Source organism: Priestia aryabhattai (assembly GCF_023715685.1).
Lineage (GTDB): Bacteria > Bacillota > Bacilli > Bacillales > Bacillaceae_H > Priestia > Priestia aryabhattai_B.
Genome location: NZ_JAMBOQ010000003.1, coordinates 499185 through 516027 on the forward strand (window position 1 = coordinate 499185; position 16843 = coordinate 516027).

Genomic DNA, 16843 nt, shown 5'->3' on the forward strand with positions numbered 1-16843 from the left:
CCTTTTTGTAGTAGTTGAAAAAAATGACTTTACAAGTTGAGTATTACAATATATTATTTGTGACTAGAATTTCAAGAATTTTTTGAGAAGGTGTGCGATGATGAAACAATTTGAGCAATCGGAACTATTAAAAAGTTTACCAAAACAATTTTTTGCATCACTTGTAGGCAAGGTAGGAAAAGTAATGGCCCAGGGGCACGATGTTATTAACTTAGGGCAGGGCAACCCTGATCAGCCTACTCCTTCACATATTGTAGAAACACTTCAAAATGCAAGTGCTAATCCTATGCATCATAAATATTCTCCATTTCGCGGACACCATTTTTTAAAAGAGGCCGTTGCGACTTTTTATAAGCGAGAATACGGGGTTGATGTGGATCCTGAAAAAGAAGTAGCTATTTTGTTTGGCGGGAAAGCTGGACTTGTTGAAATTCCACAGTGCTTATTAAACCCTGGAGATACGGTGCTGGTCCCCGATCCGGGATATCCTGATTACTGGTCTGGAGTAGAGCTTGCAAAAGCCAACATGGAAGTGATGCCGCTCACGGCTGAAAATCATTTTCTACCGGTATACGAGGAGATAAGTGAAAGTGCTAAAGAACAGGCAAAGCTCATGTTTTTAAACTATCCGAATAATCCTACTGGTGCAGTGGCAACGGCAGAATTTTTTGAAGACACCGTGGCGTTTGCTGCCGAGCACGATATTTGTGTGGTACACGACTTTGCCTACGGAGCAATTGGATTTGATGGTAAAAAGCCAATCAGCTTTTTACAGACTCCTGGTGCAAAAGAGACGGGAATTGAAATTTATACTCTTTCTAAAACGTATAACATGGCGGGATGGCGAGTTGGATTTGCTGTAGGAAATGAAAGTGTAGTAGAAGCTATTAATCTTCTTCAAGATCATATGTATGTCAGTCTCTTTGGGGCGGTTCAAGAGGCAGCCGCCGCAGCTCTGTTGGAATCTCAACAATGCGTGAACGATTTAGTTAAGCGCTATGAATCTAGACGCAATATTTTTATCCAAGGGCTTCGAGAAATTGGTTGGGATGTTACATCTCCAGCGGGCTCCTTTTTTGCATGGCTAAAAGTTCCTGGAGGATATACTTCTGAACAGTTTTCAGATTTACTTCTTGAAAAAGCTCACGTTGTAGTGGCGCCTGGAGTAGGCTTTGGAACATATGGTGAAGGCTATGTGCGCGTAGGACTGCTGACGGATGAAGAGCGCATGAGAGAAGCTGTATCTCGAATAAAAAAATTAAATTTATTTTAAAAACGCATTGACAATCCTTTTTGAGTTGGCTTAATATGTAAGAAGTTAACGAGATTAATAACCGATAAATCCTAGCGGTATTTTTATTTAGTATATAATCTACAAATTCAATTTAAATAAATAGCAACTTTCTTATTAAGAGTAGGTGGAGGGACTAGCCCGATGAAGCCCGGCAACCGACTTAACGCATGTTAAGCACGGTGCTAATTCTTGCAGCAACAGCTGAGAGATAAGAAGAGCAACGAAAACCTCTTCTTAATCACAGAAGAGGTTTTTTTTATTAACGATATTAAACAGCAAGGGAGTTTTTAGCATAATGAGCGAAATCGTTGCAAGCTACTTACTACATGATAATAAAGGGAATTTTCATAAAAAAGCGGAAGGAATCGCCTTAGGACTAACCGTCGGTTCATGGACAGATCTGCCGCTTTTAGATCAACAGCAGCTTCAAAAACATAAAGGGCGCGTCGCGTCAGTAACTGAGCTTCAAGATTGCGAGCGTGTAAACGGATATTTAGGTGGAGAAATTAAGCAGGCTATTGTCAAAATTGCTTATCCAACTGCCAACTTTTCAAGAGATTTACCGGCTATTTTAGTTACGGTTTTCGGAAAACTATCACTTGATGGAAAAGTGAAATTATTAGACTTGGATTTCCCTGCCGAATTATTAGCTGAATTCCCAGGACCGCGCTTTGGAATAGAAGGTATACGAGAGAAACTAGGCGTTTATGACCGTCCGCTTGTGATGAGTATTTTTAAAGGCGTGATTGGAAGAGACATGACGTACTTAACAACTCAGCTGCGTGAGCAAGCGCTTGGTGGAGTGGATTTGGTTAAAGACGACGAGATTTTGTTTGATAGTGAACGAACACCTTTTGAAGCACGCGTCACAGAAGGGAAAAAAGTACTGAATGAGGTATACGAAAAAACCGGACACCGCACGCTGTATGCTGTTAATTTAACGGGACGAACGTTTGAATTAAAAGAAAAAGCGAGAAAAGCAGCTGAACTAGGAGCCGATGCTCTTTTATTCAACGTATTTGCTTACGGGTTAGATGTACTGCAGGCACTTCGAGAAGATGATGAAATTAACTTGCCGATTATGGCTCACCCAGCTGTTAGCGGAGCGCTTACGCCATCAGAGTTTTACGGTTTTTCAAATTCATTATTGCTTGGAAAACTATTGCGTTTAGCCGGAGCAGATTTTTCACTGTTTCCATCACCATATGGAAGCGTAGCTCTTTCTCTTGAAGATACGACTGGCATTGCCTACGAATTAACGCGTCCTGTGTACAAATACAAGCAGTCTTTCCCCGTTCCTTCAGCAGGAATTCATCCTGGAATGGTACCGCAGCTTATGAAAGACTTTGGCATCGACAGCATTATCAATGCAGGAGGCGGAGTTCACGGCCACCCAGACGGAGCAATTGGAGGAGGAAAAGCATTTCGAGCGGCGATAGATGCAGTACTCTCTGATCAAACATTAGCTGAAAAAGCGGAGGAATCAAAAGAATTGCAAAAAGCTTTGCAACTATGGGGAACAGTAGAGGTGAAAGCATGACATCGTTAAAAATCTTTTGTGACTTTGATGGGACGATCACAAATAGTGATAACATTATTGCCATCATGAAACAATTTGCTCCTCCGGAGTGGGAGAGTATTAAAGACGACGTGTTGGCACAGCGCGTCTCCATTCAAGAAGGAGTAGGGCAGATGTTTGCCTTGCTCCCCGTGGAATTAAAAGAAGATATTATTTCTTATATTTTAGAGACGTCTGCTATTCGAGATGGATTTGATGACTTTATTGCGTATACAAAAGAGCATCATATTCCGCTTTATATTGTAAGCGGAGGAATTGACTTTTTTGTAAAACCGCTTTTAGGAAATCGAGTTGCAGAGGAAATGCTTTACTGTAACGGATCTGATTTTTCTGGTGAGTATATTTCCATTACGTGGCCTCATACATGTGATAAACAGTGTACAAATGACTGCGGCTGCTGTAAGCCAACTATTATTCGCCATCTTGCAGATGAAAGAGATCATACGGTTGTCATTGGCGATTCGATTACGGATTTGCAGGCTGCCAAATTAGCTGATACGGTCATTGCACGTGACTTTTTAATTGAAAAGTGTGAAGAGCTATCTCTACCGTATCGCCCTTTTTCTACTTTTTATGATGTGATTCATCATTTACAAGAATTAACAGAAGAGGTGAAAGCATGAGTATCATGGCTCAGCAAAGATTGCATGAGCTTGCAGATATAAAAGATGAGTTAGCAGAGCGCGATTGGTTCTTCGGTACAAGTGGAAACTTAGCGATTAAAGTGGACCAAAATCCGACAACTTTCTTTGTATCAGCAAGTGGAAAAGACAAAAGAAAACGTACAAATGAAGATTTTTTATTAGTTGATCAATACGGAAAGCCTGCAGAAGAAACGCATTTAAAGCCTTCTGCTGAAACGCTTTTACACGTTAAGATTTACGAGTTAACGAGCGCTGGGTGCAGTCTTCATGTACATACAATCGACAACAACGTAATCTCTGAATTGTACGGAGATGAAGGGGTTATTTCGTTCAAAGATCAAGAAATTATTAAGGCGCTAGGTATTTGGGAAGAAGATGCGGAAATTACTGTTCCGATTATTCCGAATTACGCAGATATTCCGACACTAGCAGAAGAGTTTTCTCACCATATAAAAGGCGATCAAGGCGCGATTTTGATTCGTAACCATGGAATTACGGTATGGGGGAAAAATGCATTTGAAACAAAAAAAGCGCTAGAAGCCTATGAATTTCTATTTAGCTATCATGTCAAATTACTGTCACTTAAAGGCATTAAGCCAAAATTGCATTTATAAAAGGAGGAAACAACAATGGCGCAAATTCGCTTACATGTAAACAATAAAAGAATTGAAACTCAAGAGGAAGTATCAGCTTTTCTAGCAAACAATGAAGTTATTTATGAAAACTGGGATATTACAAAACTTCCAGAAAATCTTCGTGAAAAATATGATTTAACTGATGAAGAAAAAACAGAAATTTTAAACGCTTTTGGTGAGGATATTAAAGATATTTCTGAACGCCGCGGTTATAAAGCTCAAGATGTTATCTCATTATCGGAATCTACACCAAATATTGATGAATTGTTAAAAAACTTTCAGCGCAAGCATATTCATACAGATGACGAAGTTCGCTTTATTGTAAGCGGTCATGGAATCTTTGTTATTCAAGGAAAAGACGGCGAATTTTTTGATGTTGAATTAGAGCCGGGTGATTTAATTTCAGTACCAGAAAACATTCTTCATTACTTTACACTAATGGAAGATCGTAAAGTAGTCGCTGTCCGAATTTTCGTGACAACTGAAGGATGGGTACCTATTTACGCATAAGGATTACTTGTAAAGCATAGGTCATCATCACCCCCGCTTTTACATCTAAAAGCGGGGTATTCTTTGGATTATTATAAAACTAACTATTTTTATGTGAATAATAAGTTTAATAGGAGGAACACCATGAAAAAGGGTAAAAAAATGCTATGGCCACTTACTTTGCTCGTGCTTCTAGTCTTTGCGCTGGCTGCTTGCACGAAAGAACAGCCAAGTCTAAACGAGAAAGCACAGGCAGCTCCAGCGCAACAAGCAGCTTCTACTAAGCCTGTACAGCAAGAAGGAAAAAAGATTACGAAAGATACAAAAATTGCTCTTATTTCTGAATTTACTTCAGGCACTCACGCTGCTCAGTACATAACAGGTGTGACAAAAGCGGCTAAAAAAGCAGGAATACAGCTATCCGTTTCTGATTCAAACAATGATCAATCTAAAATGGCTGCTTATTTAGACACGGCTATTAACCAAAATGTTGACGGTATTATGATTGACCACGGCCGGGCTGAAACCCTTGAACCTGGCGTGAAGCGCGCGATTGCAAAAGGAATTCCAGTTATTGCAACAGACGTAGAATTAAAAGTAGACGGTGTTACAACCATCGATCAAGACGATTATATGCTTGCGCTGCAGGGTCTGAAACAAATGATGCAGGACATCAATGGAAAAGGAAACATTGTATATGCGTTTGTTGGAGGCTTTGCACCGATGGAAAAGCGCGATAGCATTTATAAAATTATGATGAATCGCTATCCAGATGTAAAACAAATTGCTACGTTTGGAAGTGCAACGGACAACACCTCACTGGACACACAAAATAAAATGGCTGCTGTGTTGAAGCAGTATCCGAATAAAGGAGACATTGCGGCCGTTTGGGCACCTTGGGACGAATTTGCAAAAGGAGTAACAAGAGCGATTAAAGAAGCAGGACGAGATGAGATTAAAGTATACGGAGTAGACTTATCTGATGAAGATCTGCAAATGATGCAGGCAAAAAACAGCCCGTGGAAAGCGTCAGCTGCTGTAAATCCAGCTTCAGTAGGAGAAAAGCAAGTTGACCTGCTTCTTAAAAAGATTTCAGGTCAAGAGATCCCTCGTTATTATTCATTTGATCCGGTTTTAGTAAAACAAACAGATTTGCCTAATCAAACGATTAATATGGATCAGCTTAGTCAGTACGTAGAAGAATGGGGTAAAAAAGAATAGAAGTGGAGGGACAGATATGACGAACGAGCTTTCAATGAAGAACATTACAAAAAACTTTGGTTCTTTTCAAGCGCTGAACAAAGTTGATTTTACTGTTCAAAAAGGGGAAATCCATGCTTTATTGGGAGCCAATGGTGCCGGTAAAAGTACATTGATGAAAATATTGTGCGGAGCTTACGACGAATACGAAGGAAAGATCTACAAAAACGGAGGGGGAATCTCCATTTCTTCTCCTAAAGAAGCTAAGAGCCACGGCATCGTCATTGTACACCAAGAAGTCGATGTAGCGCTGATTCCTTCGCTATCAGTAGCTGAAAACATTGTGTTAGACGTGCAGGCTTCTAAGAAAAGTAAGACATTTGTAAACTGGAAATCTATTTATAAAAAAGCGGAAGAAGCTCTTTCTTTACTTGGTTCTTCTCTATCCGTTAGAAAAAATGTCGTTGATCTAACTCTATCAGAAAAACAGCAGGTGCTTATTGCACGTGCAATTGTACAGAATGTTGACTATTTAATTTTGGATGAACCAACCGCACCTCTTAGTGTGGAAGAGACGAAACAATTGTTTTCTGTGATGAGAGAGCTGAAGAAAAGTGGAGTAGGCATTATTTATATTTCACATCGTCTTCAAGAAGTGGTTGATATTTGCGATCGCTTAACGGTTTTAAAAGACGGACGCTATGTAGCTACAAAAGAAACTTCACATACATCGATTGAAGATGTGATTACGCTCATGTTAGGAACGTCTTCTGTAAAAAAGTGGTTCAAAAAATCAGTAGGAATTGGAAACGAACTTTTACATGTGGAAGCATTATCTCTTCCAGGGCGCCTTTCTAATATCTCTTTTCATGTAAAAGAAGGAGAAGTAGTAGGTATTGCTGGGCTTGTGGGAGCAGGGAAAACCGAGCTGTGCCGAAGTCTATTTGGGTTAGAGCAATATGTGAGCGGAAGTGTTCGGTTAAAAGGCAAGAAACTAAAGTTGAATAAGCAGCCGTATTATTATATTGCACAAGGTCTTTCTCTTGTTCCTGAAGAACGAAGAAAAGAAGGAATTTTTGTCCATGAATCGATTGCAGATAACTTAGTTTTGCCAAGTCTGTCCCGCTTTACAAATTATTCGTTTCTAAAGCGAGGAAAGATCAAAGAAAAAGCGCAGAAAACTACTGGGCAAGTTGGCGTAAAGGCTCATTCTATGGCGCAGTCAGTTGGAACGTTAAGCGGTGGAAATCAGCAGAAAGTAGCAATCGGAAAATGGCTTGTTACGGACTCTAGCGTGCTGTTATTCGATGAACCAACTAAAGGGGTTGATGTCGGCTCCAAGCGAGAGATATTCGACTTAATTACAAATCTTGTGTCACAGCAAAAAGGAGTTGTTTATGCAACCTGTGAATTCGAGGAGCTGCTAGGGATAGCGGATCGAATTTATGTCATGTACAACGGAAAAATCGTGAAAGAATTATCCAAAGAAGAAGCAACTAGTGAAAAATTATTTTATTATACAGCAGGAGGAGTAAAAGGATGAGTGCGGAGTATGTAACAGAACCTGTAGCGAAACCAAAGAGAAAAATAAGCGTTTTCGACTTTTTTTATAAATATGGGACAGTCTTAATGATTTTTGTCATTATGTTCATTTTTTCCATTGCCACACCTAACTTTTTGACAGGCGAAAATATTAGTGATATTCTGCGCTCTATTTCCATTGTCACCCTAATAGCGCTTGGTGTAACCATATCGTTAACTGTCAACGGACTTGATTTATCTGTAGGGTCTACGGCTGGTTTAGCCACTATTTTATCAGCTTCCATGCTTGTTTTACACAGACAAGAAATTGCAGTCGCTATCATTGTTCCGATTATTGCATCGCTTCTCATCGGGTTAGTGAATGCTTTTTTAGTAGTGAAAGTAAAGATTCCTGATATTTTAGCCACTCTTTCTATGATGTTCATCGTACAGGGGATTTTATTAACGTATACAAAAGGCTCAGCTATTTATACCAATATGCCTTTATCAAGCGGAGAAAGAGCTCCGGGAATTTTTATTCCTTCTTTCCTTGCACTGGGGCAAGGTCACCTTCTAGGTATTCCTGTCCCTGTTATCATTATGCTGCTGGCTGTGCTGCTTGTTCATATCGTTTTTTCCTATACAAAGTTTGGGCGTTTTTTCTACGTAACAGGAGGTAACATAGAAGCTGCAAGACTTTCGGGTGTACCGGTTAATCGTTACCGTATGTATGCCTATATGTTTTCAGGTTTGCTTGCTGGAATTGGAGGAGTCGTTCTGGCTGCCCGTATTGGAGTAGGAGAAGTGAACGCCGGCTCACCATTTTTAATGGATGCCGTAGCTGCTACATACATTGGTTTTTCAGTATTTGGAGCAGGGAAACCGAATGTATTCGGGACGTTGATTGGCTCTATTTTAATTGGTGTACTATTAAACGGATTAACGATGCTAAATGTCCCGTACTATATGCAAGATATTATTAAGGGAGCTGTATTAGCAGGAGCCTTGGCTTTAACGTATTACCGCTCGAAACAAACATCTACGGCTGTGTAAACAGCCGTTTTTTTCGTTTGAAATCGGGAAGAATAAGGAAAAACAATAGTATAGTCCATTATTTATGTAGAAAGAGGGAGTATAGATGAAACGTGTTGTCATCATAGGAGGAGTAGCCGCCGGAATGAGCGCAGCTTCACAGCTTCGCCGGATGAAAGAAAAAGAAGAAGTGGAAATCCTTGTGTTTGAAAAAGGTGGAGATATCTCTTACAGCGCATGTGGCATGCCTTACTATCTGTCAGGTGTTGTAAAAGAAAAGGACGATTTGATTGCTCGTACGAAACAAGAATTTGAAGAGCGAAATATCTCCGTCCATCTTTTTCACGAAGTAAAAGAAGTAAATCATACAAAAAAATACATAGTAGCGCAAGATGTAAAGACACACACTGAAAAAGAGATAACATATGATGAACTCATCATTGCAACTGGAACATCGGGCGTTAAACCCAATTTTATGACAGATAACATGCCAAATGTATTCACATTAAAATCATTAGAAGACAGCGGAAGAATTTATACATATCTACAGGCTCACTCCGTAGAGAAAGTCACCATTATCGGCGGAGGGTACGTCGGAATGGAAGTAGCTGAGGCAATGAAGGCTTTGGGAAAAGAAGTACGGGTCATCGAGCAGGGAAAGCAGATTCTGTCTATTTTAGATCAAGAAATGGCAGAGCATTTACAAAAGCAGCTAGATGACGATATCTTATTTCATTTCGAAGAAGAAGTGGAAGCATTGCTGAATTCAGATGGTTTCGTTACTCAGGTTCAAACAAACCGTCAAACGTATCAAACAGATTTAGTTATTGTAAATGTAGGAGTTCGTCCGAATACGCAATTCTTAGAGAGAAACGGACTAAGAATGATTGAAAATGGAGCAATTTTAGTAAACCAAAGATTAGAAACCAACGTGCCTCATATCTATGCAGCAGGGGATTGTGCAACGAGTTATCACCGCGTATTAAAAAAAGATGTTCATATTGCTCTTGGAACCATTGCCAATAAGCAAGGAAGGGTTCTTGGTTACCGATTAGGGGGAGAAAATAGAGAATTTCCGGGTGTTGTAGGTACAAGTATTGTCAAAGTGATGGACTATGAAATTGGAAAAACCGGCATTTCAGAAAGAGAAGCAAGAGAAAATTCTCTTTTATACAAAGCCATTACAGCAGAGGCTCCGAGTCATGCTTCTTACTATCCAGGAGCTGAAAAGATCGTCACAAAACTCGTTTACCATCCTGAAACAAAAGAGATTCTGGGGGTTCAAATGATTGGTAAAGAAGGAGTGGCAAAACGAATCGATGTATTTGCGACAGCTATTACTTGTCACCTCACAACAGATGAAGTAACAATGTTAGATCTTTCGTATGCCCCTCCTTTTGCTACAGTATGGGATGCTGTACAAATCGCTGCTCAAAAAGCCGAATAAAAAAGTCACCGTCTTTTAAAAGACGGTGACTTTTTTATTCGACAAGCAGCATCTTTTGTCGAAAAACAAGTTGTTAAAAAAAGATAAATAGTATTCCTATAGTAATGTAAGCGCTTTTAAATTCCGACAAAATAATTTTTTTGCAAAAAAAATGTCTATTATTGCGACTCTATTTACATATTTAGTAGAATTTGTAATAATGCGTTATAAGCTAATTTCTTTGTCATAGGAGAGGATTTTGTGTTTGGAGTGAGAAATAGAACGAAATCAGAAAGATTATTAGTGGAAATCGTCCAAAAAAGACAAAAGATGGTGCAGCTCGGAGAAGAAAAAGGTTTGACTAATGAAGAAACCGTTACCTGTAGTCAAGAGCTTGATCAGCTCTTACTCGTTTATCAAAAGCAGCGTTTAAAAGAAGAGGAAGATAAGACATCGTTTGCAACACTGATTAGCCGCTTTTTATCTTTTTCAAAGCTCTAATGTAGGACAAGCATTCGGGATCGGGCAGTAAAACAATTACGCTGCCCGCGGCCTCTCTTCAGCTTTAAAAAATGTTAATTAAAAAAATCATAAACAGAATACCAAAAATAAACGAATAAGTAGCAAATTTTTCGTTTCCATCGCCGTGACTTTCCGGAATCAATTCTTTATAAATAATAAAAAGCATGGCTCCAGCAGCAAAAGCTAATCCATATGAAACGAGAGAATCAACAAAATTAGTTAAATAAAACCCGAGTAAAGACGTTACAATTTCAACGGATCCTGTAAGGGTAGCAATTAAAAATGCTTTTATTTTACTAATATTTTGCTGAGCTAAAAATAGCGCAACCAACAGTCCTTCAGGTGCATTTTGAAGACCGATTGCAAGGGCGATCAAGTTCCCTGTATTTTCAACATTTGAAGCGTAGCTAACACCAACAGACAGGCCTTCAGGAAGGTTGTGCAAAGTAATAGCGGAAACAATTAAAAGTGCTTTTTCATCAAATTGAATGCCGGTTTTAGAATGCTCAAGATCAATGTGAGGAATATTCTGCTCCAAAAGTGTTAATGTTACAACTCCAAGCAGTAAGCCAATTGCTAAGGAAAAAAAACCGCCGCTTTGAAGAGATTCTGGAATCAAGCTCATAGTAGAAGCAGCTGTCATAATACCTGCAGTGAGCGCAAGAAGCACATCTTTCCAGCGATGAGTTAGTTCTTGATTCAAAAACAGAATAGGCAAAGCACCTACTCCAGTCGATAACGCAGAAAGAATGCTTCCAATTAGTACTTCAGTCATAAACCGTCTCCTTTTACGTATTCTTCTTTTCATCCTCAATTTACGTCGTTCTTTTAGTGTATGTCTTTTTGTTTTCTATGAGCATGACTATTTTAAAAATGAACAGCTTTATGAAAAGACCTTACAAAAAAGTTGAACCAACGAAGGTTCAACTTTTTAGGTAAAGTACAGCTCCTGAACTTGATTAGCAATTTGCTCAAGCTTATTGGAAACTTGAGGAATGCCATATCCTACATACAAAGGAGATGTGGCAAAGCGAGGAATAATTTTCGCCGCAATTTTGCCGTTTTTGAGATTATAAAAAAATAAGTTGTAGCTCGTGCAGCTACGATGAAAATGGTTTAATAAATAGTGAGCAGCCGTTTGAAGATAATCTGCAAACGCATGCAGCTCTTTGTCAAGCTGATCCGTTATCACGTTAAATTCAAAAAAGCCCATTCTAGGTTTTACAGATAAATTAAATGTGACGTGTTCATTTTGGGCAATTGTAACTCCTTCAAACTGCTCTCGATTGACGTTTTCATTTACATCCATCTCATTTAAACCAATAATTTGCATATGAGGATGCCGTAACGATCCTCCAGACATGGGGCCATGGTTTTTAAAGAAAAGAACAGAAGCATATTCACCGCTGTTCATCATAGATATCCATCGTTCAGTAGCAAAGCTCAGCAAGGTGTACAGATGTTCCTTTGGATAAATAGATAGTTCTGAAGAACACTCATCGGTCTCAATAATAACCGTTTGATAAGCATCTTGCAGAACCGGAAATTTATTTTTTAGCCAAATGATAGGTCCTTGTTTTTCAATGATACCTGTGAGAGATTCAACGTCACAAAATGGACAGGGGTTTTGCCGGTTAACGATTGTTTCAGGCTTTTGTGAACCAATCGCGGAATTAAATAATAAATGGGTTGGTTTCATAATCATTCACCTTTTTATGTAATGGTCATATGTTTATTGTATTAAAAGCATATGTATAAATCCACTTATATACATTTTTTATCAAAAAAATTGTACAAGCGGAGAGAATAACCGACGAAATAAGCCTGCTTTGATTGACTTTGAAGGGAAATTTTAGTATTATCTTGATATCAAGATAATACTAAAGGAACTGATTAAAATGACGAATGATGTAACTAGAGAAGAGTTAGACCAATCTCTTAAATTATTTATTGTACTATCTCGTGCCAATCGTTCAATTAATGATCATGTGCATAAATTTATTCAACAGCATGGAATGAATCCAACCGAATTTGCTGTCCTAGAGTTATTGTACCACAAAGGTCAGCAGCCTCTTCAGCAAATTGGCGGAAAAATTCTATTGGCAAGCGGCAGTATTACGTATGTAGTAGACAAGCTTGAGAAAAAAGGTTTCTTAGAGCGCGTTGCTTGTCCGAACGATCGCCGTGTAACCTATGCAGCTATCACCAAGCAAGGCAAGGAAATGATTGAAAGCATGTTTCCGAGTCATGAAAAAAGAATTCATGATATTTTATCCGTTCTCTCTAGTGAAGAAAAGGAAGTTGCTATTTCGATGCTTAAGAAATTAGGGCATTATGCAGATGAATTTTTACCGGAATCGACTAATTAATTAAGGAAAAGCTCGTTTGTTTCTGTTGAACAAACGAGTTTTTTCTATGACTTTGTTAATGATAAATCGACATAAAAAATAAAAAGTGACAAAAAATTGAAATTAACAGGAATACAGCTAGATAAAAACGAATTAGGTTAAATATAGACCATAGAGGAAGGGGAACGAATGGTGAAATTTGAAAATTATACATATACACGACCTGATATGAATGAAATTGAAAAGCAATTTGAAAAGGCGATAAAACATTTTACTGAAGCAACGTCAGTCAGTCAGCAAAACGAGGCAATTCGTCTAGCAAATGATGCGTATTCCCAGTACAGTACAATGGGGAACATCTGCTATATTCGTCATTCTATAGACACAGCGAATGAATTTTATAAAGAAGAACAAGACTATTTTGATGAAACACAGCCGCTTTTAGAAGGATATGTAGAGAAATTTTACAAAGCGTTAATCTCTTCGCCTTTTAAACAGGAACTAGAAGAAAAATGGGGCAAGCAGCTGTTCTCTCTTGCTGAAATGCAGTTAAAAACGTTCACGCCGGAAATAGTAAAAGAGCTGCAGGAAGAAAATAAGCTATCGTCTCAATATACGAAACTAGTGGCGTCAGCTAAAATTGTATTTGAAGGAGAAGAAAGAACGTTAGCTCAGCTCGATCCGTTTATGGAGTCGCCTGATCGAGAAATGAGAAAAAAAGCAGCAGAAGCGAAGTTTCAATTTTTCACCGATCATGAAGAGGAATTTGATCATATTTACGACAAACTTGTAAAAGTACGGACCGAGCTTGCCAAAAAATTAGGCTATAAAAATTTCGTGGAAGTGGGATATGCTCGTATGTCTAGAATAGGCTATGATGCTGAAATGGTTGCCGCTTTTCGCAAACAAGTGGAAGAGTATATTGTTCCCCTTACTGAAAAATTAAAAAAGCGTCAGCAGGAAAGAATTCAAGTAGAGAGCTTAACTTATTATGATGAACCGTTTCAGTTTGAAACAGGAAATGCAGTACCAAAAGGTGATGAAAAGTGGATTATTAAAAATGGACGGGTTATGTATAAGGAGCTTTCCAAAGAGACGGACGAATTTTTTTCATTTATGCTTGAAAATAATTTGATGGATTTAGTAGCTAAAAAGGGAAAAGCAGGCGGAGGCTACTGTACGTTTATTGAAGAATACAAAGCGCCGTTTATCTTTTCAAATTTTAATGGGACATCAGGCGATATTGATGTGTTAACGCATGAAGCAGGGCATGCTTTTCAAGTGTATTCCAGCCGAGATATGGAAACCAATGAGTATCACTGGCCGACGCATGAAGGAGCTGAAATTCATTCGATGAGCATGGAATATTTTACATGGCCATGGATGGAGTTGTTCTTTAAAGAAGACAAAGATAAATACCAGTTTTCTCATTTAAGCTCAGGCTTAACTTTCTTGCCTTATGGTGTAGCAGTAGATGAATTTCAACATGCTGTATATGAACGCCCTGAGATGACGCCTTCGGAACGAAAAAAAACGTGGCGAGAAATCGAAAAGAAATATATGCCTTCTAAAAATTATGATGGTCATCATTATCTAGAAAGCGGGGGCTTCTGGCAGCGTCAGCTTCATATTTACACGTCTCCATTTTATTATATTGATTATACGCTCGCTCAAATTTGTGCATTTCAATTTTGGAAAAAAGATCGAGAAAATCATGAACAAGCATGGCAAGATTATGTTCATTTGTGTAAGCTTGGCGGAAGTAAGCCGTTTTTAGAATTAGTAGAGGAAGCGAATCTGATCTCTCCATTCGAAGAGGGCTGCGTGCAGTCTGTAGTAGATGAAATTGAAAACTATTTAAATAGTATTGATGATAAAAAGCTATAAAAAAAGCCGCAAACGCGGCTTTTTTTATTGACATGTTCCTTCTTTCCATAGAGGAATCGTAAGGGTAATACTGGTTCCTTCGCCAACAGTGCTTTTAATCTCAAATGTTCCTTTATGCTGATACAGAATGTTTTTAATCACAACAAGTCCAAGACCAGTGCCTGAGGGCTTCGTGGTAAAAAAGGGCTTTTGAATGTGCGTAAGCAAATTTGAGGGAATGCCGACTCCTGTATCTTTAATGAAAATAGTAAGATCTTTAGTATGCTGAGTAACGTTTAAATGAATTTCCCCTCCGCTAGGCATAGCTTCAAGTGCATTTTTTAATAAATTAATGAGTACTTGCTTAATTTGATTTGCATCACAGCAGATGTATGTATGCGGGGCTTCCACCTGCGTTTTAACTACGACATTTTTTAATACACATTCTGATTCATACAGAAGAATAACGTCATTTAAAATAATAGAGAGTGCATGCTTTTTCATGACCGTATCATGAGGTTTAGCGAGCAATAAGAATTCTCCAACGATTGAGTTAATGCGATTCAGTTCACTCAGCATGATGGTTGTATAAGAATGATAGGGGCTGCTGTCTTCATGAATAAGCTGAATAAATCCATTCAGAGAAGTAAGTGGATTTCGAATTTCATGAGCGATGCCCGCTGCCATTTCACCGGCTAAAGATAACTTATCGGTTTGGCGAAGAAATTTTGCAGTTTCCTTCTCTTCGGTAAGGTCACGTGAAATACCAAAAAGCGCAACGACCTGTTGATCACGATTAAAAACAGGTGAAATAGTAATCTCTACATCAATTATTTTTCCATCTTTTCGCTTGTCTTGAGTTTCAAAGGCAACTAGCTTTTCTCCTTTTTTAGCTCTTTCTAATCGGCTTTCAGCGCCGCCTTTTAAGTCAGTTGGGATAAAAGGAATGATTTTTCCAACAATTTCTTCAGCTTTCCATCCGTAAATTTGTTCAAAAGCATCGTTCACTTTAATCACTTTACCGTCTAGGCTGAACACGGCAATGGCGTCGCGATTGTATGTAAAAAAAGATTGTAAATACTCTTGAGCTGAGTACAGTTCATCTTCGGTTTTGTTCATTTTGACCGTGGTAATAGCAATCAGCTTTTTAGAGAAATGAGCACAGTACAACAAAATAATCATTGTGATCAGCGTAAACAAAATGAAATAAACGATATCTAATTTCACGAAGGTCACAGATGTAAAAAGAGTGTTGCTTACATAGAAGTACAAAACAATCATAATAGACATTAATGTAGAAATTACAATAGCGATATAGCTATAATAAATAAAGCTAACGATAATTCCAAGAAACAAAAATAAATAATTAATAACAGCAGGTTCAATAGATGTTATGTACGCAATATAGGCATAATAGCATATGAAAAAAGAATACATAATGATGGCAGGATGAAAACGAAAGTAATACATAGCCGTCACTAACAGCAATAAAACCCCTCCGCTTATAAAAACAATTATATGAGGAGAAGCTGCAATAAAGTGGTATAAAACAATGTGAACAAAATATAACAGCCAAAAAATAAGTAAAAGAACAAAATTCCGTTTTTTTATGAGATTGTGTGATTCCATAAAAAATCCCTTTCTTAAGTAGTGAATAATTTTATAGGAGAATAACTTTATAGTCATCTAGTCGCACGATATAGTAATATATCACTCATATTAGCATAGTTACAACTGTGTGAATAGATGAATTGAGTACTTAGACCAAGGAAGATAGATCTAGAATGTAGCGGGTTATAAAATATTAAGGAAATATGAGCGGAATATGAAGGAAATGAAAGGGATGTAAAGCTTTTGTGATAACCTTGTAAAAGTGAACTTTTTTCTAATTGGATAGGCTATACTGCCAGTAGAGCCATATGAATGGTGACTACATAGAGGCTCAGATGATTCGAAAGGAGACGGTAAAATGAACAAAAGTTTATTAGTCAAGTTATTTGGATCACTTCTAGCAATTATGTTAATCACAGCATGCAACTCACAAACAGATGAAAAAGATGCAACAGAACAGCAAACAGACCAGTCGGATGATACTCAAGCGGAGGATACAACTACAGATGATTCCCAGGAAACAATGAACCAAGATGAAGCAGCTGATTCATCTGAGGATGAAGCAACTGATGATCAAGAAGAATCAACAGATAGTACTGACGAAAAAACAGACGAAAAAACAGATGAAAGTAAATAAACGTAAGTATTTCTATAAAAAAAAGCGACTCAAGTAGAG

At 38.2% G+C, this 16843-nt stretch carries 16 protein-coding genes and 1 riboswitch; of the genes, 13 read left to right on the forward strand and 3 right to left on the reverse strand.

Annotated features, from left to right (window positions below):
- Positions 1 to 100: 100 nt before the first annotated feature.
- From M3225_RS15625 to M3225_RS15670, 10 genes are all read left to right on the forward strand, one after another.
- Positions 101 to 1273: a pyridoxal phosphate-dependent aminotransferase gene (locus M3225_RS15625; protein ID WP_251396105.1), complete on the forward strand. Its 1173-nt coding sequence runs from the start codon at positions 101 to 103 to the stop codon at positions 1271 to 1273.
- A 129-nt stretch (positions 1274 to 1402) separates the two neighbouring features.
- Positions 1403 to 1509: riboswitch (SAM riboswitch) on the forward strand.
- 80 nt (positions 1510 to 1589) lie between these two features.
- Entirely contained in the window at positions 1590 to 2834 is a 1245-nt protein-coding gene (gene mtnW / locus M3225_RS15630) for a 2,3-diketo-5-methylthiopentyl-1-phosphate enolase (protein WP_251395197.1), read from the forward strand.
- A complete protein-coding gene (locus M3225_RS15635) occupies positions 2831 to 3496 on the forward strand; it encodes a 2-hydroxy-3-keto-5-methylthiopentenyl-1-phosphate phosphatase (RefSeq protein ID WP_251395199.1) in 666 nt (221 codons plus the stop codon). The genes mtnW and M3225_RS15635 overlap by 4 nt, the downstream gene beginning before the upstream one ends.
- Positions 3493 to 4131 (forward strand): methylthioribulose 1-phosphate dehydratase, encoded by a 639-nt coding sequence (locus tag M3225_RS15640; RefSeq protein WP_251395201.1) that lies wholly within the window; start codon positions 3493 to 3495, stop codon positions 4129 to 4131. The genes M3225_RS15635 and M3225_RS15640 overlap by 4 nt, the downstream gene beginning before the upstream one ends.
- Positions 4132 to 4146: 15 nt before the next feature.
- Positions 4147 to 4662, forward strand: a complete 516-nt coding sequence (locus M3225_RS15645; RefSeq protein WP_013055961.1) for a 1,2-dihydroxy-3-keto-5-methylthiopentene dioxygenase — start codon at positions 4147 to 4149, stop codon at positions 4660 to 4662.
- A 123-nt stretch (positions 4663 to 4785) separates the two neighbouring features.
- Positions 4786 to 5862 carry a sugar ABC transporter substrate-binding protein gene (locus M3225_RS15650; protein WP_251395203.1) on the forward strand — a complete coding sequence of 359 codons (1077 nt, stop codon included), beginning with the start codon at positions 4786 to 4788 and terminating at the stop codon, positions 5860 to 5862.
- Between the two features lie 16 nt (positions 5863 to 5878).
- Positions 5879 to 7384, forward strand: a complete 1506-nt coding sequence (locus M3225_RS15655; RefSeq protein ID WP_251395205.1) for a sugar ABC transporter ATP-binding protein — start codon at positions 5879 to 5881, stop codon at positions 7382 to 7384.
- Positions 7381 to 8415, forward strand: a complete 1035-nt coding sequence (locus tag M3225_RS15660) for an ABC transporter permease (RefSeq protein ID WP_251395207.1) — start codon at positions 7381 to 7383, stop codon at positions 8413 to 8415. Before M3225_RS15655 ends, M3225_RS15660 begins: the two co-directional genes overlap by 4 nt.
- 85 nt (positions 8416 to 8500) lie before the next feature.
- Positions 8501 to 9841: a CoA-disulfide reductase gene (locus M3225_RS15665; RefSeq protein WP_251395209.1), complete on the forward strand. Its 1341-nt coding sequence runs from the start codon at positions 8501 to 8503 to the stop codon at positions 9839 to 9841.
- Positions 9842 to 10081: 240 nt separating this feature from the next.
- Entirely contained in the window at positions 10082 to 10321 is a 240-nt protein-coding gene (locus M3225_RS15670) for a Spo0E family sporulation regulatory protein-aspartic acid phosphatase (protein WP_251395211.1), read from the forward strand.
- 64 nt (positions 10322 to 10385) lie between these two features.
- On the opposite strand, the gene M3225_RS15675 is transcribed toward M3225_RS15670, so the two are convergent.
- Both M3225_RS15675 and M3225_RS15680 read right to left on the reverse strand, forming a co-directional pair.
- Positions 10386 to 11117, reverse strand: coding sequence for a ZIP family metal transporter (locus M3225_RS15675; RefSeq protein WP_251395213.1), 732 nt, complete (start codon positions 11115 to 11117; stop codon positions 10386 to 10388).
- A 156-nt stretch (positions 11118 to 11273) separates the two neighbouring features.
- The gene (locus M3225_RS15680) at positions 11274 to 12041 is read right to left on the reverse strand and encodes a DUF4931 domain-containing protein (RefSeq protein ID WP_251395215.1); all 768 of its coding nucleotides are present in this window, start codon (positions 12039 to 12041) and stop codon (positions 11274 to 11276) included.
- A gap of 199 nt (positions 12042 to 12240) precedes the next feature.
- Between M3225_RS15680 and M3225_RS15685 the strand changes: the two genes are divergently transcribed.
- Entirely contained in the window at positions 12241 to 12711 is a 471-nt protein-coding gene (locus M3225_RS15685; RefSeq protein ID WP_013082231.1) for a MarR family winged helix-turn-helix transcriptional regulator, read from the forward strand.
- Between the two features lie 171 nt (positions 12712 to 12882).
- On the forward strand, positions 12883 to 14577 hold the full coding sequence (locus M3225_RS15690; RefSeq protein WP_251396107.1) for a M3 family oligoendopeptidase: 1695 nt from the start codon (positions 12883 to 12885) through the stop codon (positions 14575 to 14577).
- Between the two features lie 24 nt (positions 14578 to 14601).
- Here M3225_RS15690 and M3225_RS15695 read toward each other — a convergent pair whose 3' ends face one another.
- Positions 14602 to 16185, reverse strand: coding sequence for a PAS domain S-box protein (locus tag M3225_RS15695; RefSeq protein ID WP_251395217.1), 1584 nt, complete (start codon positions 16183 to 16185; stop codon positions 14602 to 14604).
- Between the two features lie 340 nt (positions 16186 to 16525).
- Between M3225_RS15695 and M3225_RS15700 the strand changes: the two genes are divergently transcribed.
- A complete protein-coding gene (locus tag M3225_RS15700; RefSeq protein WP_251395219.1) occupies positions 16526 to 16804 on the forward strand; it encodes a hypothetical protein in 279 nt (92 codons plus the stop codon).
- Positions 16805 to 16843: the final 39 nt, after the last annotated feature.

Coding starts and splice junctions, on each gene's coding strand:
- M3225_RS15625 (WP_251396105.1), top strand. CDS start 101: ATGAAACAATTTGAGCAATCGGAACTATTAAAAAGTTTACCAAAACAA.
- mtnW (WP_251395197.1), top strand. CDS start 1,590: ATGAGCGAAATCGTTGCAAGCTACTTACTACATGATAATAAAGGGAAT.
- M3225_RS15635 (WP_251395199.1), top strand. CDS start 2,831: ATGACATCGTTAAAAATCTTTTGTGACTTTGATGGGACGATCACAAAT.
- M3225_RS15640 (WP_251395201.1), top strand. CDS start 3,493: ATGAGTATCATGGCTCAGCAAAGATTGCATGAGCTTGCAGATATAAAA.
- M3225_RS15645 (WP_013055961.1), top strand. CDS start 4,147: ATGGCGCAAATTCGCTTACATGTAAACAATAAAAGAATTGAAACTCAA.
- M3225_RS15650 (WP_251395203.1), top strand. CDS start 4,786: ATGAAAAAGGGTAAAAAAATGCTATGGCCACTTACTTTGCTCGTGCTT.
- M3225_RS15655 (WP_251395205.1), top strand. CDS start 5,879: ATGACGAACGAGCTTTCAATGAAGAACATTACAAAAAACTTTGGTTCT.
- M3225_RS15660 (WP_251395207.1), top strand. CDS start 7,381: ATGAGTGCGGAGTATGTAACAGAACCTGTAGCGAAACCAAAGAGAAAA.
- M3225_RS15665 (WP_251395209.1), top strand. CDS start 8,501: ATGAAACGTGTTGTCATCATAGGAGGAGTAGCCGCCGGAATGAGCGCA.
- M3225_RS15675 (WP_251395213.1), bottom strand. CDS start 11,117: ATGACTGAAGTACTAATTGGAAGCATTCTTTCTGCGTTATCGACTGGA.
- M3225_RS15680 (WP_251395215.1), bottom strand. CDS start 12,041: ATGAAACCAACCCATTTATTATTTAATTCCGCGATTGGTTCACAAAAG.
- M3225_RS15685 (WP_013082231.1), top strand. CDS start 12,241: ATGACGAATGATGTAACTAGAGAAGAGTTAGACCAATCTCTTAAATTA.
- M3225_RS15695 (WP_251395217.1), bottom strand. CDS start 16,185: ATGGAATCACACAATCTCATAAAAAAACGGAATTTTGTTCTTTTACTT.
- M3225_RS15700 (WP_251395219.1), top strand. CDS start 16,526: ATGAACAAAAGTTTATTAGTCAAGTTATTTGGATCACTTCTAGCAATT.